We start from the raw sequence: 23020 nt of genomic DNA on the forward strand, positions 1-23020 counted from the left end.
TTAGAGCGCTTCGTCGAACTGGTGGAGGAAGCGCACGTCGTTCTCGAAGTAGAGGCGCAGGTCCTTCACGCCGTATTTGAGCATGGCGATGCGCTCAATTCCCATGCCGAAGGCGAATCCGGAGTATTTTTCGGGATCTATGTCGTTTGCTTTCAAAACATTGGGATCGACCATGCCGCATCCCATGATTTCGAGCCATCCCGTACCCTTGCAGACCGGGCAGCCTTTGCCGCCGCAGAGGTTGCACGAGACGTCGACCTCGGCCGAGGGCTCCGTGAAGGGGAAGTACGACGGCCGCATGCGGATGACGGCCTGCTCGCCGAAGATCTCCTTGGCGAAGTAGAGCAGCGACTGCTTCATGTCGGCGAACGAGACCCCTTCGTCGATGTAGAGACCCTCGATCTGGTGGAAGATGCAGTGGGCGCGGTAGGAGATGGCCTCGTTGCGGAAGACGCGCCCGGGGCAGATGACGCGGATGGGCGGCTTCTGGCGCTCCATCGTGCGGACCTGGATCGACGAGGTGTGCGTGCGCAGCAGGATGTCGGGATCCTTTTCGATGAAGAAGGTGTCCTGCATGTCGCGTGCCGGGTGTTCGGGCGGGAAGTTCAGCGCCGAGAAGACATGCCAGTCGTCCTCGATCTCGGGACCGTCGGCCACGGTATAGCCCAGTCTCGAAAAGACCTCGACGATCTGGTTGCGGACCAGCGAAATCGGGTGGCGCGAACCGAGGTGTTCGGCCGTGCCGGGGCGCGTGAGGTCGCCCGACGAGGGGGTGTTGTCCGCGGCGGCGTTCTGCAACTCCTCGCGCAGCGCGGCGATCCGCGTCGTAGCCTCGGTTTTCAGCCGGTTGAGCTGCTGGCCCAGTTCGCGTTTGAGCTCCGGGGCCACCGTCTTGAACTCCTCCATCAGGGCGTTCAGCTCGCCCTTCTTGCCCAGGATCCGGATGCGGAACTCTTCGAGTTCGGCGGCTGCCTTGGGCTTGAACTCCTCGACTCGTTGCAGGAGTTCGTTGATTTTGTCGATCATATTTTGTGCGTGTTTCTTTTTTGCCTACTTTTGACGGGCATCCTTGTAATGTGCAAAGTTATAAAAAAATTGAGATATGTTGCGTAAAATCGGCTCATTTGTGGTTTGGCTGCTGCTGGCCGCCGCTCCGGTTTCGGCCCGGAAGGTCGGGGTCGTGATGAGCGGAGGCGGTGCCAAGGGCCTTTACCATATCGGCGTGCTGGAAGCCCTGGAGGAGAACGGAATCCCGATCGACTGCGTGGCCGGGACCTCCATGGGCTCGATCATCGCCGCGATGTATGCCGCCGGCTACTCCCCTGCCGAGATGCGGGCCATCGTCTCCTCGGGAGTGGTCAAGGAGTGGGTGTCGGGGCGCATCGACCCCAACCGCTACATGAGCTACTACCGCCAGCTGGGGAGCAATCCCTCGTTTTTGAGCGTGCGGGCGAACCTCGGAAACCCCGCCGGCGAGCGTGTCAAGGTTCCGACGAACCTGATCTCCTCGACACAGGTCGATCTGGCTCTTACGGAGCTTTTTGCCCCGGCGACAGCCGCTGCACAGGGTGATTTCGACCGTCTGATGGTGCCGTTCCTCTGCGTGGCCAGCGACATGAATCACCGCCGTCCGGTGGTGATGCGCAGCGGCGATTTGAGTCTCGCGGTCCGCTCGTCGATGTCCATTCCGCTGGTATTCAAGCCTATGGCAATCGACTCGATGCTGCTTTACGACGGCGGCATCTACGACAACTTCCCCTGGAAACCGCTGGACGCCGAATTCGCTCCGGATCTGATCGTCGGGTCGATCTGCACGGCCGGGAACACCCCGCCCAGCGAGGACAGCAACCTCTTCGATCAGGCCTTCATGCTCGCCATGCAGGATACCGACTACACGCTTCCTGCGGAACGCAGCGTCACGATACGCCGCGCCGTGGGGGTCAACATGCTCGATTTCGACCAGGCCGAGGCGATCATGGATGCCGGATACGAGGATGCCATGGCCGTGATGCCGCAGCTGTTGGAGAAGGTGGGCGAGCGCCGCGATTCGACCTGGTATGCCGAACGCCGCCGTGCCTTCCGCGAGAAGTGCCCGGCGCTCTATTTCGACAATTACGAACTCGACGGCCTGAAGCCCGAACAGCGGGATTACATCCGCGATTTCCTCCACATGGACCGCCGCACTCCGGGCGTCCAGCGCCCGATGCGCTTCCCCGAACTGCGCGACAACCTCTTCGAACTCCTTGCCGACGGGAATTTCACGATGGATTTCCCGCGCGTGCGTTACGATTCGGTCTCCGGACGCTACACCTTCGGGACCACCTTCGGAATCCGTCCCAGCTTCAAGATCACCATCGGCGGGAACATCTCCTCGACAGCCTTCAACCAGGCCTATATCGGGATCGGATACCACTGGATCGGACGCGTGTCGCAGCATCTCGGGGCCGATCTCTACCTCGGACCCCTCTATACATGGGGGGTCTTCGGCGGTCGCACGGACTTCTATGCCATCGAGCCGGTCTTCATCGACTACTCCTACAACTTCTCGGTGAGCAACTTCCGGCACGGCTATTTCGGCAACGTCACCCAGATCCGCAATGCCGAACAGGTCAAGAGCAGCGAGAGTTTCCTCTCCGTGGGGATCGGGATGCCGCTGACCCACCGCAGCGTCTTCGTCCTGCGGGCCAACGGCGGACATGTCAACTACCGATATGATTCCGATGATTTCTTTGCCGACGATACCGACCATTCGCGCTTCTCGTTCTTCGGGCTCCGGGCCGGGCTTGCGCGCAATACGCTCGACAAGTTCCTCTATCCGCGGCGCGGGTCGGAGCTCAACCTCTCGGCGATCTTCGTCACCGGACGCGACAAATACAGCCCTTTCGATGCCGATGATTTCATTTCACGGGAGAATCGGCATTGGTTCGGGGGCCGCTTTACGTGGAACAAGTTCTTTGACATGCCGCGGTGCAGCTGGTTCTCGTTCGGCCTCAACGTCGATGCCGTCTATACGAACCATCCGTCGTTCCGCACCCCCACCGCAACGCTCATGTCGATGCCCGAGTATGCGCCGGTCTCCCATGCCCGGATGGTCTTCATGCCCGATTACCGGGCGAGCCGCTTCGTGGCCGGCGGCGTGATGCCGACCTTCGACCTGATGCCCGACTTCTTCTTCCGCACGGGTTTCTACGCCATGTTCCGGGAGAAGCGCGACTTCAATCCGCTGGGCGGTGCCGACGAACGCTGGCACTACATCGCCGAGGCGTCGCTCGTCTACCACACGCCGATCGGCCCGGTGAGTCTTTCGCTGACGAAATACGATCTGAAAAACTGGAAGAACATGTATCTGACCTTCAATTTCGGATACGCAATCTTCGCTCCCAAGGGCACCTTTTATTGATCTTTTTTCTTGGACCGTATTCTGTTGCCGCTGCTGGACAGTCTCTCGGTGTCGGACCGCTTTCCCGCTTTCGGAAGAGATTTTCGGCTCCGGAACATTTTCTTGGATTAGGACCCGATAGTCTTTCGATGCTGGACCGCTTTTCCGCTTTCGGAAGAGATTTTCGGCTTTATTGCATGGATTTTGATTCGGGCAGCACGACCGCGTAAGTAATCCGTAAGCGCAAACGTGCAACTTTCTGATGGCCTGCCGACTTCCCGGGCCCACTCGCAAGCCCGGGAGGTCGGGCAGGCTGTTTCTTTGCTGTAACGCGATGCCAGTGAAGTATCTCGCCGCAACGAGATACGAAACGTTATGATTTGCACGTGCGTGTATTGTGTTGGCTTTGCTTTCGGAAGAGACTTCCGGCTCCGAGACTTTATGCGGATCCGGTCCTTTCGGGCTGTCGGACGTCTTACGGGCCCCTCACCCCCCCCCACGAAAAAACCGCCCGAAACTCGTTCGGACGGCTTTTTCGTGAAGGGGTTGCCGCGGGGCTGCCCCTCTTCTTTTTGGGCGGTTACCAGATGATCACGCGCTCCTCCTCGGGCATGAACATCGCTCCGTCGGTGATGCCGAAGGCATCGTAGAAGTCCTGAATGTTGCGCAGCGTGGCATTCACGCGCCATTTGCCCAGCGAGTGCACGTCAAGCTTCGTCAGACGCGCGATCTCCTCGTCGCGGATGTTCTGTGCCCAGAGCGTCGCATAAGCCAGGTAGAAGCGCTGTGCGTCGGTGAATCCGTCGATCGGCGCCGGAGCCTCCTTGCCTTCGAGCGAGTTCCGGTAGGCCGTATAGGCTACGCGCAGACCGCCCTGGTCGGCGATGTTCTCGCCCAGGCACAGCGCACCGTTGGCATGCAGTGCCGGCTGATCACCCTTGGCCGGAAGCACCTCGATGGCGTCGAACTGCTTGACCAGAATGTCGGTCTTCGCCTGGAAGGCCGCAGCATCCTCGTCCGTCCACCAGTTGTTCATGTTGCCGTCCTTGTCGAACTGGCGGCCCTGGTCGTCGAAGCCGTGGGTCATCTCGTGACCGATCACCACGCCAATGGCGCCGTAGTTCACCGCATCGTCGGCATCCGGGTTGTAGAACGGCGGTTGCAGAATGGCGGCCGGGAAGCAGATTTCGTTGGTCGTCGGGTTGTAGTAGGCGTTCACCGTCTGCGGCGTCATGCCCCATTCCTCCCGGTCGACCGGTTTGCCGTACTTGTCGAGGTTGTCCTTCGTGGCCCACACGCTGGCGTCACGCAGGTTCTTGTAGTAGCTCTTCGCCGGGTCGATCGTCAGCGTCGAGTAGTCCTTCCACTTGTCCGGGTAGCCGATCTTCACGGTGAACGAGGACAGTTTCTCCTGTGCCTTGGCCTTCGTGGCGTCCGACATCCAGTCGAGGGCGGCGATGTGCTGCGAAAGCGACGTTTGCAGGTTCTTCACCAGTTCGGTCATGCGCTGCTTGTCCTTCTCGGGGAAGTACTTCGCCACGTACATCTCGCCCACGGCCTCGCCCAGGAGTCCGTTGGGTACCGACATGGCACGTTTCCAGCGGGGTTTCTGCTCCTGCTGGCCCGACATCGTGCGGCCGTAGAACTCGAACGATGCCGTCTGGAAGTCGTCGCTCAGCGACGAGGCGCCGCCGTTGATGATTTGTGCCGCGAGGTAGTGGCGGATCTTGTCGAGCGGAAGGGTCTTGAAGAGCTGGTTGACACGCTCCATGACGCGCTTCTGCTGGACGATCATGCGGTCGGCATCGGCCAGACCCATCCCTTCGAAGTAGACATCCCAGTCGATGGCGTCGTAGGCTTTGGCGAATTCCGCGCGCGTCATCGGGTTGTACTGCGCGGGGATGTCGCGCTGCTCGACGTTCGAGAAGAAGACCTCGGCCAGCGAGTCCTCTACTTCGAGGGCGTCGGCGGCGGCCTGTGCGGCTGCGGCCTCGTCATAGCCGGCGAGGGTGAAGATCCGCACCAGGTAATTCTTGTAGGCCTCCTTGATCGGGGCGTTTTCCGGATCCACGTAGTAGTCGCGGTCGCCCATCGAGATTCCCGACTGACCCACGTAGAGCGTGTTGACGTTGCTGTCCATCAGGTCGGCCATCACGCCGATGCCGAAGAACGGGTTGGCCAGCGCCATGTGGATTTTGGCCAGCACTTCGGGAAGCTGTGACCGGTCGACGAGCCCCTCGACGAGTTGCAGGTCGGCGGCCAGCGGCGCGGCGCCCTCGGCGTTCAGACGCACCGAGTCGAGCCCCATCTTGTAGAGGTCCGAGATCTTCTGCTCGACGCTCCCCGGAGCGGCTTCGAGCTTGGTCATCTCCTGGAAGAGGGCGTTGATTCGTTTTTCGTTGTTTTCGCGCAGCACGTCGAAGGATCCGTAGCGCGAGAATTCGGGTTTCAGCGGGTTGTTTTTCTGCCAGCCGCCCGTGGCATACTGGTAGAAGTCGGCGTTCGGCGCTACCGACAGGTCGAAGTTCGAGAGGTCGATGGCCGGGGTTTTCGGTTGGTTGTTTTGACAGGATGCCATACAGGCCACGGTTGCTGCTAAAAGAAAGATACGTTTCATGACGTTCGGGTTTTTATGGGAAGCGGAGATCCCCGGAGTCCCGGAAATCTCCGCTTCGGAAAAGGATTGTGCGATCGCTCCGTCGGTTTATTCGCGGATGGCGTCTACGCCGGGCAGCGTGCCGAATTCGATGTATTCAAGCAGGGCGCCGCCGCCGGTCGAAATGTAGGAAACCTGGTCGGCGAGTCCGAACTTGTTGATGCAGGCCACCGAGTCGCCGCCGCCGATGAGCGAGTAGGCGCCCTTCTTCGTGGCCTCGGCGATGGCCAGCGCCACCTCCTTCGAACCGGTTGCGAACTTGTCGATCTCGAAGACGCCCACGGGGCCGTTCCACAGAATGGTCTTGCAGCCGAGGATGTGCTCGCGGAAGATCTTCTTGCCCTCATCGGCGATGTCGACACCCTCCCATCCGTCGGGGATGTTGTTGGCCGGGGCCGTCGAGGTGTTGGCGTCGGCCGAGAAGGCGTCGGCGATCAGTGCGTCGGGCGACATCACCAGCTGTACGCCCTTCTGCTTGGCCAGTTCGAGGATTTCGAGCGCCACGGGGAACATGTCGGGCTCGCAGATCGAACCGCCGACCTTGCCGCCCTGGGCTGCGGCGAAGGTGTAGGTCATGCCGCCGCCGATGACGATCGAGTCGACCTTCTCGATGAGCGACTTGATGACGCCGATCTTCGTCGAGACCTTCGAACCGCCGATGATGGCGCAGAACGGATGCTGCGGAGCCTCCATGAGCGACGAGATGGCCTTGACCTCCTTCTCCATCAGGTAGCCGAACATCTTGTCGTTGGGGAAGTGCTTGGCGATCAGATAGGTCGAAGCGTGCTTGCGGTGTGCCGTGCCGAAAGCGTCGTTGATGTAGCAGTCGGCATACGAAGCGAGTTTCTTGACGAACTCCTTCTGCGGGCCCTCTTTCAGGGCCTTCTTGGCGGCGTCCTTCTCCTCCTTGGTGGCGTCTTCGGCCAGACCGCGGGGTTTGCCCTCCTCCTCGGCGTAGAAACGCAGGTTTTCGAGCAGAACCACCTCGCCGGGTTTGATGTTCTTGCACATCTCGGCAGCCTTTTCGCCCATGCAGTCGCCGGCGAACTGAACCTTCACGCCGAGGTTCTTCTCGATGGCCGGGATGATCTGTTCGAGCGAATATTTGGGATCGGGATTCTTCTTCGGACGTCCCATGTGCGACATGAGGATCACCGCTCCGCCCTCGGCGAGCACCTTCTTGACGGTGGGCATCGCGGCGCGGATGCGCGTGTCGTCGGTCACTTCGCCCTTTTCGTTCAGGGGCACGTTGAAATCCACGCGGATGATCGCGCGTTTGCCTTTGAAATCGTAGTTGTCGATCGAAATCATAGCTCTTTGAGATTTAAGTATTTTGTAGAAATTTTTTCGCGAATTCCGTATCGGCGGCAAATTTACGAAAAATTTTCAGCAAATCTGTTATTCCGATAACAGAAAAATGAGTTTCCTTCCCGGACGTCTTCCGGATGCGGGCTTCCCGATCTTCGGGAACGGCGGTCAATATTTGTACCGAACCCACTTGAAGAGCTCTTTCAGGGTGGGTTTCTTGCCGTACATGAAGATGCCCACGCGGTAGATCTTGGCCGCGAACCAGACCATCGCCACGAACGAGGCGTAGAGCACCGCGAGCGAGAGGAGGATCTCCCACAGCGGGATGTCGTAGGGGATGCGGGCCATCATCACCACGGGCGACGTGAAGGGGATGATCGAGAACCAGAAGGCCATCGGCGAGTTGGGGTCCTTGATCACGGCCAGCATCATCAGCAGGGCGAGGATGATCGGCAGCGTGATGGGCATCTGCAACTGCGAGGCGTCCTGGACGTTGTCGACGGCCGAGCCCACGGCGGCGAACATCGCCGAATAGAGCAGGTATCCGCCGAAGACGAACAACAGCAGGCAGCCGAAGATTTTGAGGACGTATCCCAGATCGGTCATGGCGGCCACGGCCTGCAACAGCTCGGGATCCATGCCGCTCATGGCTGCGGCGTCGGGCATGCCCTGCTGCATGGCCTGGACGCCGGCCATCGTGTCGGCAGGCATCAGGTGGGGCATGACGACCCCGCCGGCGAGGACGATCAGCACGCCCCAGATGAGGATCTGCACCACGGCGACGGCCGCCACGCCGAGGATCTTCCCGAGCATCAGGTCGAACGGACGCACCGACGAGACCATCACTTCCAGCACGCGGTTGTTCTTCTCCTCGATCACCGACTGCATGACCATCGAGCCGTAGATGAGCAGGAACATGTAGAGCACGAATCCGAGGATGTAGCCGAGGACCGTGGCGACGCCCGACGACTGGGCCTGGGTCTCCTCCTCCTGCGACTTGTCGTTGCGGAAGGTCTGCATCGTGACCGTGGTCTTCACTTCGGAGAGGATCCGGTCGAGGTCCTCGATGTCGTAGGCTTTGAGTTTCTCGGCTTCGAGGATCTTCCCGATCTGGCCCGTGATGTTGTTCTCGACGGAGAGCGACGTCGACGCATTGGCATAGAGCCGCACGTTCGAGGGGTTTTCGAGGATGTCCCGCCCGATGTAGAGCACGCCGAAGCGGTCGGTCAGCTCCCTGCGGGCCTTGTCGGTCGTCAGGTCGGTGGTCTCGAAGCGGATCTCCTCGTCGCTTTCGAGCCGCGGGGCCACCAGGCCGCTCTCGTCGATCACGGCGATCGCCTTCTGCTCGCCGCGTGAATACTCCATGATGAGCGCCGGGGCGGCCATCAGGGCGATCATCATCACGGGCATGAGGATCGTGCTGATGATGAAGGATTTTTTGCGTACGCGTTCGTTGAATTCGCGCTGGATGATGATGGGTATGTTGGATCTTGCCATGGCTTTTGGGGATGAAGGGTTCCTGTTGTCAGAGTTTTCCGTTTACGGCCCTGATGAAGATGTCGTTCATCGAGGGGATGATCTCTCGGAACGAACGCAGTTCGACCGCCTCGTTCACGGCCGCGATTACGGCGCGGACCTCACCGTCGCCGGGGACATGGAGTTTCAGGGTCCGGTAGGCGGACTCCTCCTCGGCCCCTTCGAGGATCTCGCAGCGGCCCGCGACGGCACGCCGCAGGGCCTCTTCATCGCCGCGGTAGGCCACCTCGAAGATGTTGGCGCCGTGACGGCGGCGGATGTCGTCGACACGTCCCGAGAGGATGTTCCGCGACTTGTTGATCAGCGTGATGTGGTCGCAGATCTCCTCCACCGACGACATGTTGTGCGTCGAGAAGATCACCGTGGCGCCCTTGTCGCGCAGGGCCAGGATCTCCTCTTTCAGGAGGTTGGCGTTGATGGGGTCGAAGCCCGAGAAGGGCTCGTCGAAGATCAGCAGACGCGGTTCGTGCAGCACCGTGACGATGAACTGCACCTTCTGGGCCATGCCCTTCGAGAGCTCCTCGACCTTCTTGTCCCACCAGCTCTGGATGCCGAACTTCTCGAACCAGGTTTTCAGCCGGGCCGTGGCGTCGCGCCGCGAAAGCCCTTTGAGGCGGGCGAAGAAGAGGGCCTGTTCGCCGACCTTCATCTTCTTGTAGAGTCCGCGCTCCTCGGGCAGGTAGCCGATGCGGTAGACATCCTCGGGGGCGATTTCCCGGCCGTCGAAGAGCACGCGGCCGCTGTCGGGAGCCGTGATGCGGTTGATGATGCGGATGAGGGTTGTTTTTCCGGCTCCGTTGGGCCCGAGCAGGCCGTATACCGAGCCTTCGGGGATGGCGAGCGAGACGTCGTCGAGCGCCGTGTGCGCCGCGTAGCGTTTGGTGACGTGCTCCGCCGTGAGCAAATCCTTCATGATGGTTGAGATTTTTCGGATCGTTACAGCCGCAAATATAGAAACAAATTGTGAATATCAAAAAATATTTATCGTTTTTCGATAAAATTTTAATCCCCCTGTCATCCCTTTTCCGACGGACGGGACGACGGACGGCAGCGTGTCGTCCGTCGGAGAGTTGTCCATCCGCGGAACTTTCGCTATCTTTGGCGCTGTGAAGGAGTCGAAATTCGTCAAAACGAAGATCGTGGCGGGGTATGTGCTGCTCGCGGCGGTCAGTATTCTCGCCATCGCCTATGTCTATCGGGTCATGGTGCGTTTCTCCGCGCCCGACAACGACTCCATCCTGTTGCATACGAAGCGTACGGCCGTGAACCGGACGCTCTACCATCTCTATCAGTCCGAAAGTTACGGACAGCTGGTGATTGCCGGCTACCACTCCTACGAGAACCGCTACCGGAGCGAACTGCGTACCGTGCGGGGATGTATCGACTCGTTGCGTGCGCTCACGACCGCCGATGACTCCTTGCAGCTGCTGCGGCTGGACAGCATCACGCGCCTGCTGAACGACAAGGAGCGGCGCACGATGAGCTTGCAGCAGTCCATCCGTGCGAGTTCGACCGCCGGACTGCTGGACAAGAACATCCGCGAACTGATCGGTCCGCAGGCGAGCATCGCGGGGGACACGACGCCGTTCCGGCGGATCGTGCGGCAGGATACAATCGTCGAACCGCGCGCCAAGCGCCGGTTCCTGCAACGCGTGGCCGATCTGTTCAGCCCGTCGGCGGATTCCAGCGTGGTGATTTCACGCCGCGAGGTGGTCGGGGCGATGCTGCCCGTCGGGGTGGTGAAGGATACCATCGAACTGGTGCTCCGGGCCTTGCAGGACAGCGTCACGAGCAACCGCCGGACGATTTACGACCGGGCGTGGCAGGAGGGGCTGCGGTTGAGTTACAGCAACGACCTGGTGAACATGAAGATTTACAGCCTGATCCTCGATTTCGAAGCCGAGGATACGGCCTTCCTGATGCGGCGCATCCGGCGCAACGAGGCGATCCGCCGCCGCACGTCGCATATTCTGGGCGGCGTCACGGGCGGGTCGATTCTGCTGATGCTCTTCTTCGTGGGGATCCTCTGGCGCGACATCAACCGCGGGAACCGCTACCGCCGCGAACTGGAACGCACCAATCGCGAGAAGGAGTCGCTGCTGGCGGCCCGCGAGCAGCTGATGCTGGCCATCACGCACGACATCAAGGCTCCGCTGGGATCCGTAATGGGGTATATCGACCTGCTGTCGCGGCTCACCGACGACAAGCGGCAGGAGCTCTACCTGCGCAACATGAAGGAGTCGTCGGACCACCTGCTGGCGCTGGTCAACAGCCTGCTGGACTTCTACCGGCTGGACATCAACAAGATCGAGGTGCACCGCGTGGCGTTCAATCCGGGACAGCTCTTCGAGACGATCCGGGCGGGGTTCGCTGCCGCGGCGGCGGCCAAGGGGCTGGACCTGCGGCTCGAAACCGGCGGGGGCGCCGCGAAGATCGTCGAGGGGGATGCCTTCCACGTGCGGCAGATTGCCGACAACCTGTTGTCCAACGCCCTGAAATTCACCGATACGGGGTGGGTGAAACTCCGTGTCGACGTGGTGAAGGGCGAGTTGATCTTCTCGGTCCGGGATACGGGACGCGGCATCGGCCGCGAGGAGAAGGAGCGGATCTTCGGGGAGTTCGTCCGCCTGCGCTCGGCCCGCGGGGTCGACGGTTTCGGTCTCGGACTCTCGATCGTGGACCGGCTGGTGAAGCTCCTCGGCGGCCGGATCTCGCTCGAAAGCCGTCTCGGCGAGGGCAGCCGTTTCATCGTGACCGTGCCGGTACGGGAGACCGGCGGATTCGGAACCCCTGCGGAAACCGATCCGGTATCGGCTCCCGGAGGCTCCGACGCGGCTCTCTCCGGAACGGAGGAGTCCTTTGTCCTGCCTGGTCTGCGGATTCTGCTGGTCGATGACGATCCGCTGCAACTCGAAATGACTGCGGCGATGTGCCGCCGTGCCGGATTGGAGGCCGAAAGCTGCCAGTATCCCGAATATGCGGGCAAACTCGTCGGCGAAGGAGGCTTCGATCTGGTGCTTACCGACATCCAGATGCCCTCGGCCGACGGATTCAGCGTTCTGAACGCCGTACACGAGGTCGATCCGTCGCTGCCCGTGGTGGCGGTTTCGGCCCGCGGGACGCTCGATGGAGACGGGCTTGCGGAGCGCGGATTCGCCGGTTGTCTGCGCAAGCCCTTCACCTCGCAGGAGCTGTTGGCGGTGATCCGTGGGGCCTGCGGGGAGGCCGGGGTGCCCGATCCGGAGCGGGGCGGGGATGGTGTGGCGTCCGAACCCGACCGACACCCGACGGCCGGAGGGGTCGATTTCCGCGCCCTGACGGCCTATGCGGGCGATGATGCCGAGGCGGCGCGGAGCATCCTGCGCTCGTTTGCCGAACAGACCGCCGCCCATTGCGCCGAGATGGAGCGGGCGCTGGACCGGGGTGACGATGCGACGGTTCGGGCCCTGGCCCACAAGATGGTTCCGATCTTCACGATGCTCCGCGCCGCGGAGGTGGCCGAGACCCTGCGGCGGGCCGAAACAGATGATCGTCCCGGTATTGCCTCCCGCGACGGAGCGTTGCGCGCGGCGGTCGGGGAAATCCGCGCAATCGTTGCGGAAGCGGAAAAAAGACTATCTTTGTGACGTTATGGAACGGATTCTGATCGTAGACGACGATATCACTTTTGCCCTGATGCTGCGCACCTGGCTCTCGAAGCGCGGCTTCGAGGTGGCGACGGCTTCGACCGTCGCCGCAGCCCGGACTTCGCTTGCCGACGGTGCCTTCTCGCTGGTGCTGTGCGACATGCGCCTGCCCGACGAGGACGGCATCGCCCTGCTGCAATGGATGGCCGGCGAGGGATTCGAAACCCCGGTGATCGTCATGACGAGCTATGCGGAGATCCAGAATGCCGTGCGCTGCATGAAACTCGGGGCGCGCGACTACGTCTCCAAGCCGGTGAATCCCGACGAACTGCTGAAAAAGATCCGCGAAGCGTTGGAGATGCCCGCCGAATCGGTTGCGGCGGCTGCGGCGGAGGCGAAACCCGTCCGGAAGAGCCCTTCGAAGGTCTCCGCACCGGCCGGGCGGCTCGACTACATCGAGGGGCGCAGCGATGCGTCGCGACGCCTCTACGAATACATCCGGCTGGTGGGTCCGACGAACATGTCGGTGCTGGTCAACGGCGCCAGCGGAACGGGCAAGGAGCACGTGGCACAGCTCATCCACCAGAACAGCAAACGCGCCGGAAAACCCTTCGTGGCGGTCGATTGCGGGGCCATTCCCCGCGAACTGGCCGCTTCGGAGTTCTTCGGGCACGTCAAGGGCTCGTTTACCGGTGCCGTGAGTGACAAAATGGGGGCTTTCGAGGCGGCCGACGGCGGAACGCTCTTTCTGGACGAGGTCGGGAACCTCACCTACGAAACCCAGGTCCAGCTGCTGCGGGCGTTGCAGGAGCGGCGGATCCGCCCCGTGGGCGGGAATCGCGAGATCCCGGTCGACATCCGGCTCGTGGCCGCCACGAACGAGGATCTCGAAGCGGCCATCGCCCGCGGAACCTTCCGCGCCGACCTCTATCACCGCATCAACTCCTTCACGCTGCGCGTCCCCTCTCTGCGCGAGCGGCGCGAGGATATTCCGCTCTTCGCCGACTTCTTCCTCGACCAGGCCAACCGCGAACTCGACAAACGGATCGTCGGATTCGAGGCTGCGGCCGTGAAGGCGCTCTCGGCCTACGACTGGCCGGGAAACCTGCGTCAGTTGAAAAATACGGTGATGTCGGCGACGCTGCTCGCCGCCGGGGAATACATCGCCGTGAGCGATCTCCCGCGCGAGATCTCCGAGGGTTCGGGCTCCTCCGCGCCGCTCTCCCTGCACGATCCGGTCTCCGAGGAGGAGCAGATCCGGCGGGCATTGGCCGTCGCCGGCGGGAACAAGTCGCAGGCCGCCAAACTCCTCGGTATCGACCGCAAGACGCTCTACAACAAACTTCGTCTCTACGGCATCGAATGATGCCTGCCGGGGCGTCGTCCGGACGTGCGGTGTGGAATATTTCCACACTCCCCGCCCGCTTCTCCACAGATCTCCACACCTCCGCGAAAACTTTATATATTTTGTATATTATTGATTATTTGTTGATTGCTGTCTTTTTGCGTGTGTGGCACTGCGCTTGAACTTCTGGAAGGCAGAAACGCGGATGACGATTCCGCGGGCAAAAACGGAAACAGAAGTTCAACCATTTAAAAACACCGTGTTATGAAAAAGACGATTGTCATGATGGCAGCCCTGATGCTGACCTGTGGCGGCTGGGTTGTGGCCCAGGAGCCCGAGAAACAGGAGCCTCCGAAGAAAGAGTGCCCGGCGCCCGAAGAGCAGCCGGCTCCGGATCAGAAACCGGAAGATCAGCCCGAACCGGCGAAGCCGGATCAGACACCCGCCGGACCCGAAGAACAACCCGCAGAAGAATAATCGAAACGGATGGAGGCCATGAAGGTCTTGTGTGTGGGAGTGAGGCAGCAAGGATCCTCGTGTGCTTCCATCTTCTTTTTAAATCAAAAACAAAAAAATTGTTTGCCTGGTTCCCTGCCTTCGGGCAGGGATTTTTTTGCCCGATGGGGGCGCCACAAAAAGGCGGGCCTGCATGTCGCAAGCCCGCCTGTCGTCGATCCCGCACCGGAGCCCGGTTGGCTCCGGAATCGTTTTTTGTCTGTATTGCGACCCGGATGCGGGAATTCGTCCGTCGCATCCATCCCTTTCCGGACGAGGCCCGGCGTTCAGGGATTCCGTTTCCTGGTGATCCGGCCGAGGTGTTCGCGGAGCTGCTCGCTGAACTCCTCGCGGCGGTGTTTCAGATTCGCCCGCCAGCCCTGCCAGCGGGTATAGCGCAGCCGCTTCTCGGGGTAGATGTCCCGGATCGTCACCAGAATTCCGGTCTCCTCGACCCCTCCGAAATCGGGGTTCGAAACCGTGTCGAAAACCCGCATCGTGGGCGAGAGATTCATGTAGGCGTTGATCAGCGGCGGGATGTTCTCGTTGAACTCCCGGACTTTCTGGATCAGGATCCGGTAGTTCTCCATGTAGGTTTCCCCCGAGAAGAGCTCCTCGTAGTAGGGGTCGTCGAGGTCGAGCCGGATCGGATGGATTCCTTCGACCAGCCCCTCGCGGTCGGGGAAGTAGCGGCGCAGGAACCAGATCAGCGCATTGCGCGCCACGGCCTTGTAGGTCGTGTACATGGTGACCTTGCCGAAGAGGTATTTGGCCTTGGGGTTCAGTACGATCAGGGCGCCGAGTCCGTCCCAGAGGTTGTCCAGGGCGTAGATGCTCTTCGAGTTTCCGCGGGCCTGGTAGGCGGGCTGGATGAACGAACGTCCGAGTTCGATGGTCCGGGGCAGGTATTTGTTGCGGAAACGCTCGCTGAACCGGAAGTAGTGCTCCGTCGAGAGGTGGCGCGGGTAGGGCGACGTGCAGATGATGAAGCGGTAGCCGCCGATGATCTCGCGGGCCGCGGGGTCCCAGACGATCAGCTGGTAGTATCCGTCGGGTGCGAGGTCCTCCTCGTCGATGTCGACCGCGTGTCCGGTGCCGCCGCCGGCACCGCGGAACGCCACTTCGCGCAGCCGTCCGATTTCGCGCATCAGCGACGGGCATTCGGAGGCCGGGAAGATATAGATTTCGTTGCCGGCCTTGTGGGTGTCGCGGACCTTGCGGGCGGGGGTCAGTTCCGCCAGCAGCAACTCCCGGTCGACGGGTTCGATGATGGGTTCCATTGTTTTCTGTTGCATGGCGACGCAAAAATACCAATAATTACCGGTTTTTTGCGGGATCGTCGAGCGTTTTTTCCAATGAATAGACCTTTTTGCGAACTTCTTCGACCTGTTCGCGGAGCGATCCGCAGGGTTGGAGCTCGGCGACGGCGATCGGATCGCCCACGACGATGCGGAAATGGCGCCCCTTCTGCGAGAACATCTCGTCGGGAAGCCACAGCATCTCGATGTTGAACCGGATGCCCAGCGCCTTGCGCAGGTGGTAGACGCGGTAGAAAAAGTTCGACAGGCGCCCCTCGACGAAGACCGGTACGATCAGCCGCTGCGAGGCGTAGGCCTTTTTCAGGAAACTGATCTTCCACTCGGGGTCGGTGACCCGTCCGTCGACGGTCCGCGAGCAGAGGCCCGCGGGAAAGGTCAGGATCGGGCGGTCGCCGAAGAACTCCTCGTCGAATTTCCGGGCGTAGGCCGCATTCTGCGAGCCGTGCTTGTTGACGGGGATCCAGAGCGGGCGCAGCGGTTCGAGGTGCATCAGCAGGTCGTTGACCACCACACGGGCATCGCCGAAGCGGTCGATCAGCTTGTCGGCGAGCATCATGCCGTCCATCCCCCCGAAGGGATGGTTCGAGACGAAAAGGTAGCGGCCCCGGGGGTCGAGGCGTTCGAGCCCTTCGGCGGAGTAGGTGACCCCCCATTCGCGGAAGGCCGCACGGATGAACTCCTGGGGCGGCAGCGACCAGTAGCTTTCGAGGATGTGGTTGATCTCCCGTTCGTGGATCGTGCGGCGGAGCCACGTGACGACCGCTCGGGGGATCCAGTGCGCCGCCCGCGGGGCTTTTCCCCGGATTACGGCGCCGATGTCTATCTGGGGCATGGAATCTTCGAAAATTTAGTTACACAAATATACGGATTCTTTTTCGGAAAAACACTAACTTTACACCCCAAATGGACTTTTGTCAATGACCGTCATGTCGACCTATCATACGCCCGTGCTCCTGGAAGAGTCTGTGGATCTGCTCGGCATCGTGCCGGAGGGGACCTACGCCGACCTTACGTTCGGCGGCGGAGGCCATTCGCGCCGCATCCTCGCCGGACTGGGGCCCGAAGGCCGGCTCTATGCCTTCGATCAGGACCGCGATACGCGGGCGAACTGCCCCGACGACCCGCGGTTCCACTACGTGGAGTGCAACTTCCGCTTCCTGCGCGGAGCGCTGCGCCTGCGCGGCGTGGTGGCGGTCGACGGCATTCTGGCCGATCTCGGGGTCTCGTCGCACCATTTCGACGCCCTCGAACGGGGCTTCTCGTTCCGCGGCGACGCCCCGCTCGACATGCGCATGAACCAGCGCGGACGCCTGACGGCCGCCGATGTCGTGAACGGCTACCCGGCGGAGGAGCTGACGCGCATCCTGGGCGACTGGGGCGAGCTGGATACGCCGTGGAAGGTGGCCAACTGCCTGGTGAAGGCCCGTGCGGCAGCCCCCGTGACGACTACGGCCGGGCTGGTCGAGGCCGTGAAGCCCTGCACGCCGGCCAAAGACCCCGCGAAATTCCTCACGAAACTCTTCCAGGCCCTGCGCATCGAGGTGAACGGCGAGATGGAGGCCTTGAAGATGGCGCTGGAACAGAGCCTGAAAGTGCTGAAACCCGGCGGGCGGCTCGTGGTGATCTCCTACCATTCGCTCGAAGACCGTCTGGTGAAGAACTTCCTGCGCAGCGGCAACTTCTCGGGCGAGGCCGAGAAGGATTTTTTCGGGCGTTCGCTGGCGCCGTTCGAGGCGGTGACCCGCAAGGCCGTGGTCCCCTCGGACGAGGAGCTGGCGCGCAATCCCCGGTCGCGTTCGGCGAAACTCCGTGCGGCCGTAAAACGTTGATGCCATGTACCGCGACCACGAATTCGATCCCATAACCCCCGAGGAACAGGCCCGTCGCGAAGAGGAGGCCGAATTCGCGCGGCGCGTGCGCCGCGAGGTGCGCCGCATGGAGCGGGGCGAGGCCGACGAGGAGATCCGTGCCGACGAGGAGCGCGAAGCCGCCGAGCGGGCCGAGACCGAAGCCCGTGAGGCCCGCGAGCGGAGACGGCGGTCGAGCACCTTCTGGCAGCTCTTCTCGGGGTCGATTCTCGTGCGCAAGGGCGTCTCGAAATACTACCCCTACCTGCTGACCATCGCCGGAATGTTCTTTTTGAGCATCGTGGTGATGTTCTGGTCCCTGCACCTCGACATGCGCTATACGCGGCTGTCGCGCGAAGTGCAGATGCTGCGCGAACGCTCGATCCGCTTGCAGGAGCAGCGTTATCAGCGGACCACCCATTCGGCCATCGTCGAACGGCTGCGCGAGCGCGGCATCGAACTCTACGACCCGGCCGTCCCGGGTGAAATCATCGAAAACTGACCGGCGATGAAGGAGGAACGATCGAAGGTCAAGAGCGATATTCTGCTGCGGGTGAGGTTGTTGTACGTGCTGTTCATCCTCGCCGGGGGTGTCGTGTTCACGCGGCTCATCTGGGTGCAGCTGTTCAGCAGCGAGGTGGCCTACAATGCCGACCGGCTGGCCAGCCGCATCTTCACCCGGGAGGAGATCCCGGCCCAGCGCGGCAGCATCCTGTCGCGCGACGGAGAACCCCTCGCCACATCGATTTTCCGCTATCAGGCGGCCTTCGACTTCGCGTCGCCGGGGCTCGACTCCTTGAAGACCTTCCACGAACAGGCCGATTCGCTGGCCAAGCTGCTGGCGGCCTTCTTCAAGGACAAACCCGCCGCGGCCTATGCGAAGAAGTTCCGCGACGAGCACGCCCGGCGTTACCGGCTGGTGCGGCCGCGCGACACGACCTACCTGCGTTCCGAGGGGCGCATCGCCCGCTTCTTCGACCGCCTGCGCGGCGAGGAGTATATCAAAAAACGCATCTACGATACGCTCCGCGACCATACGCCCGTGAACATCTTCCCCCGCGAGGTGGATTATGCCGAGTGGGAGGTGCTGCGGCGCTACCCGCTGCTGAACTGGAACATGGGCATGGTCTACCGGCTCGTCGAACGCGACGAACGCATCTATCCGCAGGGGGAACTGGCCCGGCGGACGATCGGTCTGACGGGGGACCGGGGCAACTACGGCATCGAGGAGGCCTATCGCACGGAACTGGCCGGCGAGGACGGTAAAGCCCTGCGGCAGCGCATCGCACGCGGGTTCTACGGACGCGTGGCGGGCGGCGACCACAAGGATCCGGTGGACGGATACGACGTGGTGACGACGCTCGACCTCGACTTGCAGGATGTGGCCGACAAGGCCCTGCGGCGGCAGCTGACGCACCAGAACGCCCTGTGGGGGACGACCATCGTCATGGAGGTCCATACGGGCGAGATCCTGGCCCTGGCGAACCTCGGGCGCAATGCCGACGGGAGCTTCTCCGAGCGCGAGAACTATGCGTTGAGCCGCTCGATGGAGCCCGGTTCGACCTTCAAGCTGGCGACGATGCTCACGCTGCTGGACGATGCGCGGATGTCGCCCTCGACGGTCTACGACGCCCACAACGGCGATCCGGTGACGGTGGGCCCGGCGCGCAACATCCGCGATTCGCACCGCGGCGACCATGAGATCGACTTCCGGCGGGCCGTGGCGTCGTCGTCGAACGTCTACTTCGCCGAGGCGGTGTGGGACCGCTACGGCATCACGGGCAAGAAGTTCGATTACAGCCGGTATCTGCACGAAACGCTGCATCTGGGCGAGACCGTCGGGCTGGAACGCCTCGGCGAGCGCAAACCCTCGATCACCACCGACTGGAAGGTCCCCGATCCGGGGGTGATGCTCGTGAAGATGGCCTACGGCTACCGCGTGCGGCTGGCGCCGATTCAGATGATCACGTTCTACAACGCCGTGGCCAACGACGGGAAGATGATCTCGCCGGTGCTGGTGCGCGAACTGCGGCGCGGCGACCGCGTCGAGGAGCGCTTCGGGAGCCGCACGATCGCCTCGTCGATCGCCTCGCGGGCGGCGCTGCACGAGGTGCGGCAATGCTTGCAGGCGGTCTGCACGGAGGGTACGGCGAGCGTCTTCTTCCGTGATACGACGCGCCTGCGGGTGGCGGCCAAGACCGGTACGGCGCAGATCACCTCCCCGACCGAGGGCGGGCGGCCCTATCTGGGTTCGATGGTCGCCTACTTCCCGGCCGATGCGCCCCGCTATACGGTCCTCACGACCATCGAAACCCGGGCACAGCCCGGAAAGGCCTACTATGGAGGCCCGCTGGCGGGCCCCGTGGTGGAACGCATGGTCGACTACATCTACAACCGGGAACAGGAGTGGTACGGGCGTGTCGGCTCCGACGGTCCGCGCCGCTATCCGGAGCGGATCAAGGGCGGGAATATCGCCCAGATCCGGAGCGTTGCCGGCGAGTTCTCGCCGCGGACGACCTTCGACAGCCGCACGGGATGGGGGCGCGCCCGGGTGGACAGCCTGGCGCGGGTGGCCGTGACGGCCCTTCCGGAAGGGCGTAACGTCATGCCCGACGTGCGCGGCATGGGATTGAAGGATGCGTTGTTCCTGCTCGAAAGCCGCGGTCTGAAAGTCCGCTTCTCGGGGCAGGGAACCGTGACACAGCAAACGATTTCCGCCGGGTCCCGCATCGTGCCGGGCGCGACGGTAACCATAACGTTGAAATAGACAATGAAGAGAATTTCGGAATTGGTGCGGCATACGCCCGTTGAGGCGGTGCACGGCGATGCGGAGACCGCGGTCGGCGGCCTGACCTACGACTCGCGGGCCGTGAAGCCCGGAGCCTGTTTCTTTGCGGTTCCGGGAACGCGCTGCGACGGCCACGATTTCATCCCCATGGCCGTCGGCCGGGGCGCTGCGGCGGTGGTCTGCGAACGGATGCCGGAGTCGCCGGCCGAGGGCGTCGTCTACGTCGTGGTGCGCGATTCGGCCGGGGCGATGGCCGACATGGCCGCGGCATTTTACGGATTCCCGAGCCGGGAATTGAAACTCGTGGGCATTACGGGCACCAACGGCAAGACGACGACCGTGACGCTGCTCTACGATCTGGTCCGTGCGCTGGGCTACCGCGCCGGACTGATCTCGACGGTGGTCTACAAGATCGACGGACGCGAGATCGAATCGACGCATACGACCCCCGACCCGATCCGTCTGAACGCCATGATGCGCGAAATGACCGATGCGGGGTGCGAATTCTGCTTCATGGAGTGCTCGTCGCACGCCATCGTGCAGGAGCGCACCCGCGGGCTCGACTTCGCCGGGGGGATCTTCTCGAACATCACCCACGACCACCTCGACTACCACAAGACCTTCGCCGAGTACATCCGGGCCAAGAAACGCTTCTTCGACGCACTGCCCAAGGGGGCTTTCGCGCTGACGAACGCCGACGACCGCAACGGCGCCGTGATGGTGCAGAACACGGCCGCCGCGGTGAGCACCTACTCACTGCGGGAGATGGCCGATTTCCGGTGCCGGATCCTCGAAATGCACCTCGACGGCATGCTGCTGCGCATCGACGGGCAGGAGGTCTGGACCGGGTTGCTGGGGCGTTTCAACGCCTACAACCTGCTGGCCGTCTACGGTGCGGCGGTGCTGCTGGGGCTCGACCGGCAGGAGGTATTGCGCGTACTCTCGACGCTGCATCCCGTGAGCGGGCGCTTCGAGGTCGTGCGGGCGGCGAACGGCACGACGGCTGTCGTCGACTACGCCCATACGCCCGATGCGCTGGAAAACGTCCTGCGCACGATCGAGGAGATCCGCACGCCGGATCAGCAGTTGATCGTGGTGTGCGGCTGCGGCGGCGACCGCGACCGCACGAAGCGTCCCGAAATGGCGCGCATCGCCGTGAAGTACGCCACGACGGCGATCTTCACCTCGGACAACCCGCGCCACGAGTCGCCCGAGGCGATCCTCGACGAGATGACCGCCGGGCTCGACGCCGGGACCCGCTGCGTGCGCATCACGGACCGCGCCGAGGCGATCCGCACGGCGGTGCTGCTCTCCCGGCCCGGCGACATCCTGCTCGTGGCCGGAAAGGGGCACGAGACCTACCAGATCATCGGCGACGTGAAACACCATTTCGATGACCGCGAGGAGGTCCGCAAGGCCTTCGGACTCCTCCCCGCGGCGGAAAAACAGGAAACATTCTAACATCCATACGCAGACATGCTTTACCATCTTTTCAAGTATCTGGACGAAGCCTACGACCTGCCCGGTTCGGGCATGTTCCAGTACATTTCGTTCCGTGCGGCGGCGGCCATCATCCTCTCGCTGCTGATCGTCATCATTTTCGGACGGAAGATCATCGACTTCCTGCGGCGGAAGCAGATCGGCGAGGAGATCCGCGACCTCGGTCTGGAGGGGCAGCTCCAAAAGAAGGGCACCCCGACGATGGGCGGCGTGATCATCCTCGTGGCCATTCTGGTCCCGATGCTGCTGGTCGGCAAACTCGACAACATCTACATCCAGCTGATGCTGGTCTCGACGGTCTGGCTGGGCTTCATCGGCGGGCTGGATGACTACATCAAGGTCTTCCGCCACCGCAAGGAGGGGCTCAAAGGACGCTTCAAGATCGTGGGACAGGTCGGGCTGGGCATCATCGTCGGCACGACGATGTGGCTCTCGCCCGAGATCGTCGTCCGCGAGAAGGTCACGCAGCCCGTCGAGACGGTCTACATGGACGAGGACGGCACGGAGATCGGGAGCGTGCAGCGCAACGTCGTGTTGAGCTCCGAGAGCCGCAAGACCACGCAGACGACCATCCCCTTCGTCAAGAACAACGAGTTCGACTACGGCTGGCTCACCGGGGACAACGAAACCGCCACGTGGCTGCTGTACGTCCTGGTGGCGATCTTCGTCGTCACGGCCGTGTCGAACGGCGCGAACCTCACGGACGGCCTCGACGGCCTGGCGACGGGCGTCTCGGTGCCGATCGTTGCGGTGCTGGGCGTGCTGGCCTACCTCTCGGGGCACATCGTCTATGCCGACTACCTCAACATCATGTACATCCCCGCAAGCGGCGAACTGGTGGTCTTCGCCGCGGCGCTGGTCGGAGCGCTGGTCGGATTCCTCTGGTACAACTCCTTCCCGGCGCAGATCTTCATGGGCGACACGGGCTCGCTCTCGATCGGCGGCGTGATCGCCGTCTTCGCGCTCTGCATCCGCAAGGAACTGCTGCTGCCGCTGCTCTGCGGCGTCTTTCTGGTCGAGAGCTTCTCGGTGATGATGCAGGTCGGCTGGTTCAAGTACACCAAGCGCAGGTACGGCGAAGGACGCCGCATCCTGCTCATGTCGCCGATCCATCACCACTACCAGAAGAGGGGCATCTTCGAGACGAAGATCGTCACCCGCTTCTGGATCATCTCGCTGCTGCTGGCAGCCATCACGTTGGTTACGTTGAAGATCCGATAA

At 62.3% G+C, this 23020-nt stretch carries 16 protein-coding genes; 9 read left to right on the forward strand and 7 right to left on the reverse strand.

Going from position 1 to position 23020, the window contains the following annotated elements; translation table 11 throughout:
* Nucleotides 1-1026: a phenylalanine--tRNA ligase subunit alpha gene (gene pheS, locus B5G16_RS00885; RefSeq protein WP_087260147.1), complete on the reverse strand. Its 1026-nt coding sequence runs from the start codon at nucleotides 1024-1026 to the stop codon at nucleotides 1-3.
* A 76-nt stretch (nucleotides 1027-1102) separates the two neighbouring features.
* Here pheS and B5G16_RS00890 point away from each other — a divergent pair, with 76 nt between their 5' ends.
* Entirely contained in the window at nucleotides 1103-3400 is a 2298-nt protein-coding gene (locus tag B5G16_RS00890) for a patatin-like phospholipase family protein (RefSeq protein ID WP_087260149.1), read from the forward strand.
* Between the two features lie 559 nt (nucleotides 3401-3959).
* Here B5G16_RS00890 and B5G16_RS00895 read toward each other — a convergent pair.
* The 4 genes from B5G16_RS00895 to B5G16_RS00910 form a co-directional block, all read right to left on the reverse strand.
* Nucleotides 3960-5957: a M13 family metallopeptidase gene (locus B5G16_RS00895; protein WP_087260151.1), complete on the reverse strand. Its 1998-nt coding sequence runs from the start codon at nucleotides 5955-5957 to the stop codon at nucleotides 3960-3962.
* 126 nt (nucleotides 5958-6083) lie between these two features.
* Nucleotides 6084-7346, reverse strand: coding sequence for a phosphoglycerate kinase (locus B5G16_RS00900; RefSeq protein ID WP_087260153.1), 1263 nt, complete (start codon nucleotides 7344-7346; stop codon nucleotides 6084-6086).
* A gap of 165 nt (nucleotides 7347-7511) precedes the next feature.
* Complete coding sequence (locus B5G16_RS00905; RefSeq protein ID WP_087260156.1) at nucleotides 7512-8840, reverse strand: ABC transporter permease; 1329 nt, start codon at nucleotides 8838-8840, stop codon at nucleotides 7512-7514.
* Between the two features lie 28 nt (nucleotides 8841-8868).
* The gene (locus tag B5G16_RS00910; protein ID WP_087260158.1) at nucleotides 8869-9792 is read right to left on the reverse strand and encodes an ABC transporter ATP-binding protein; all 924 of its coding nucleotides are present in this window, start codon (nucleotides 9790-9792) and stop codon (nucleotides 8869-8871) included.
* 193 nt (nucleotides 9793-9985) lie between these two features.
* Between B5G16_RS00910 and B5G16_RS00915 the strand changes: the two genes are divergently transcribed.
* The 3 genes from B5G16_RS00915 (at nucleotide 9986) to B5G16_RS00925 (ending at nucleotide 14327) form a co-directional block, all read left to right on the forward strand.
* Nucleotides 9986-12505, forward strand: coding sequence for an ATP-binding protein (locus tag B5G16_RS00915; RefSeq protein ID WP_087260160.1), 2520 nt, complete (start codon nucleotides 9986-9988; stop codon nucleotides 12503-12505).
* A gap of 4 nt (nucleotides 12506-12509) precedes the next feature.
* The gene (locus tag B5G16_RS00920) at nucleotides 12510-13871 is read left to right on the forward strand and encodes a sigma-54-dependent transcriptional regulator (protein ID WP_087260162.1); all 1362 of its coding nucleotides are present in this window, start codon (nucleotides 12510-12512) and stop codon (nucleotides 13869-13871) included.
* A 243-nt stretch (nucleotides 13872-14114) separates the two neighbouring features.
* Nucleotides 14115-14327: a hypothetical protein gene (locus B5G16_RS00925; RefSeq protein ID WP_087260164.1), complete on the forward strand. Its 213-nt coding sequence runs from the start codon at nucleotides 14115-14117 to the stop codon at nucleotides 14325-14327.
* A 305-nt stretch (nucleotides 14328-14632) separates the two neighbouring features.
* Here the strand turns inward: B5G16_RS00925 and B5G16_RS00930 are convergent, their stop codons facing one another.
* Nucleotides 14633-15640 carry a GNAT family N-acetyltransferase gene (locus B5G16_RS00930; protein ID WP_087260166.1) on the reverse strand — a complete coding sequence of 336 codons (1008 nt, stop codon included), beginning with the start codon at nucleotides 15638-15640 and terminating at the stop codon, nucleotides 14633-14635.
* A gap of 22 nt (nucleotides 15641-15662) precedes the next feature.
* Nucleotides 15663-16496, reverse strand: coding sequence for an acyltransferase (locus B5G16_RS00935; RefSeq protein WP_087260168.1), 834 nt, complete (start codon nucleotides 16494-16496; stop codon nucleotides 15663-15665).
* A 94-nt stretch (nucleotides 16497-16590) separates the two neighbouring features.
* Between B5G16_RS00935 and rsmH the strand changes: the two genes are divergently transcribed.
* The 5 genes from rsmH to mraY are packed head-to-tail and all read left to right on the forward strand — an operon-like array spanning nucleotide 16591 to nucleotide 23020.
* Entirely contained in the window at nucleotides 16591-17493 is a 903-nt protein-coding gene (gene rsmH / locus B5G16_RS00940) for a 16S rRNA (cytosine(1402)-N(4))-methyltransferase RsmH (RefSeq protein WP_087260509.1), read from the forward strand.
* A gap of 4 nt (nucleotides 17494-17497) precedes the next feature.
* The gene (locus B5G16_RS00945) at nucleotides 17498-18013 is read left to right on the forward strand and encodes an FtsL-like putative cell division protein (RefSeq protein WP_087260170.1); all 516 of its coding nucleotides are present in this window, start codon (nucleotides 17498-17500) and stop codon (nucleotides 18011-18013) included.
* 6 nt (nucleotides 18014-18019) lie between these two features.
* Nucleotides 18020-20278: a penicillin-binding protein gene (locus tag B5G16_RS00950; RefSeq protein ID WP_087260172.1), complete on the forward strand. Its 2259-nt coding sequence runs from the start codon at nucleotides 18020-18022 to the stop codon at nucleotides 20276-20278.
* Between the two features lie 3 nt (nucleotides 20279-20281).
* Nucleotides 20282-21760 (forward strand): UDP-N-acetylmuramoyl-L-alanyl-D-glutamate--2,6-diaminopimelate ligase, encoded by a 1479-nt coding sequence (locus B5G16_RS00955; RefSeq protein WP_087260174.1) that lies wholly within the window; start codon nucleotides 20282-20284, stop codon nucleotides 21758-21760.
* 15 nt (nucleotides 21761-21775) lie between these two features.
* Nucleotides 21776-23020: a phospho-N-acetylmuramoyl-pentapeptide-transferase gene (gene mraY / locus B5G16_RS00960; protein ID WP_087260177.1), complete on the forward strand. Its 1245-nt coding sequence runs from the start codon at nucleotides 21776-21778 to the stop codon at nucleotides 23018-23020.

This window comes from Alistipes sp. An66, assembly GCF_002161445.1.
Taxonomy (GTDB): domain Bacteria; phylum Bacteroidota; class Bacteroidia; order Bacteroidales; family Rikenellaceae; genus Alistipes; species Alistipes cottocaccae.

Bases quoted from the DNA above. Each gene is read 5' to 3' on its own strand.
- pheS (WP_087260147.1), bottom strand. From the start codon at position 1,026: ATGATCGACAAAATCAACGAACTCCTGCAACGAGTCGAGGAGTTCAAG.
- B5G16_RS00890 (WP_087260149.1), top strand. From the start codon at position 1,103: ATGTTGCGTAAAATCGGCTCATTTGTGGTTTGGCTGCTGCTGGCCGCC.
- B5G16_RS00895 (WP_087260151.1), bottom strand. From the start codon at position 5,957: ATGGCATCCTGTCAAAACAACCAACCGAAAACCCCGGCCATCGACCTC.
- B5G16_RS00900 (WP_087260153.1), bottom strand. From the start codon at position 7,346: ATGATTTCGATCGACAACTACGATTTCAAAGGCAAACGCGCGATCATC.
- B5G16_RS00905 (WP_087260156.1), bottom strand. From the start codon at position 8,840: ATGGCAAGATCCAACATACCCATCATCATCCAGCGCGAATTCAACGAA.
- B5G16_RS00910 (WP_087260158.1), bottom strand. From the start codon at position 9,792: ATGAAGGATTTGCTCACGGCGGAGCACGTCACCAAACGCTACGCGGCG.
- B5G16_RS00920 (WP_087260162.1), top strand. From the start codon at position 12,510: ATGGAACGGATTCTGATCGTAGACGACGATATCACTTTTGCCCTGATG.
- B5G16_RS00925 (WP_087260164.1), top strand. From the start codon at position 14,115: ATGAAAAAGACGATTGTCATGATGGCAGCCCTGATGCTGACCTGTGGC.
- B5G16_RS00930 (WP_087260166.1), bottom strand. From the start codon at position 15,640: ATGCAACAGAAAACAATGGAACCCATCATCGAACCCGTCGACCGGGAG.
- B5G16_RS00935 (WP_087260168.1), bottom strand. From the start codon at position 16,496: ATGCCCCAGATAGACATCGGCGCCGTAATCCGGGGAAAAGCCCCGCGG.
- rsmH (WP_087260509.1), top strand. From the start codon at position 16,591: ATGTCGACCTATCATACGCCCGTGCTCCTGGAAGAGTCTGTGGATCTG.
- B5G16_RS00945 (WP_087260170.1), top strand. From the start codon at position 17,498: ATGTACCGCGACCACGAATTCGATCCCATAACCCCCGAGGAACAGGCC.
- B5G16_RS00950 (WP_087260172.1), top strand. From the start codon at position 18,020: ATGAAGGAGGAACGATCGAAGGTCAAGAGCGATATTCTGCTGCGGGTG.
- B5G16_RS00955 (WP_087260174.1), top strand. From the start codon at position 20,282: ATGAAGAGAATTTCGGAATTGGTGCGGCATACGCCCGTTGAGGCGGTG.
- mraY (WP_087260177.1), top strand. From the start codon at position 21,776: ATGCTTTACCATCTTTTCAAGTATCTGGACGAAGCCTACGACCTGCCC.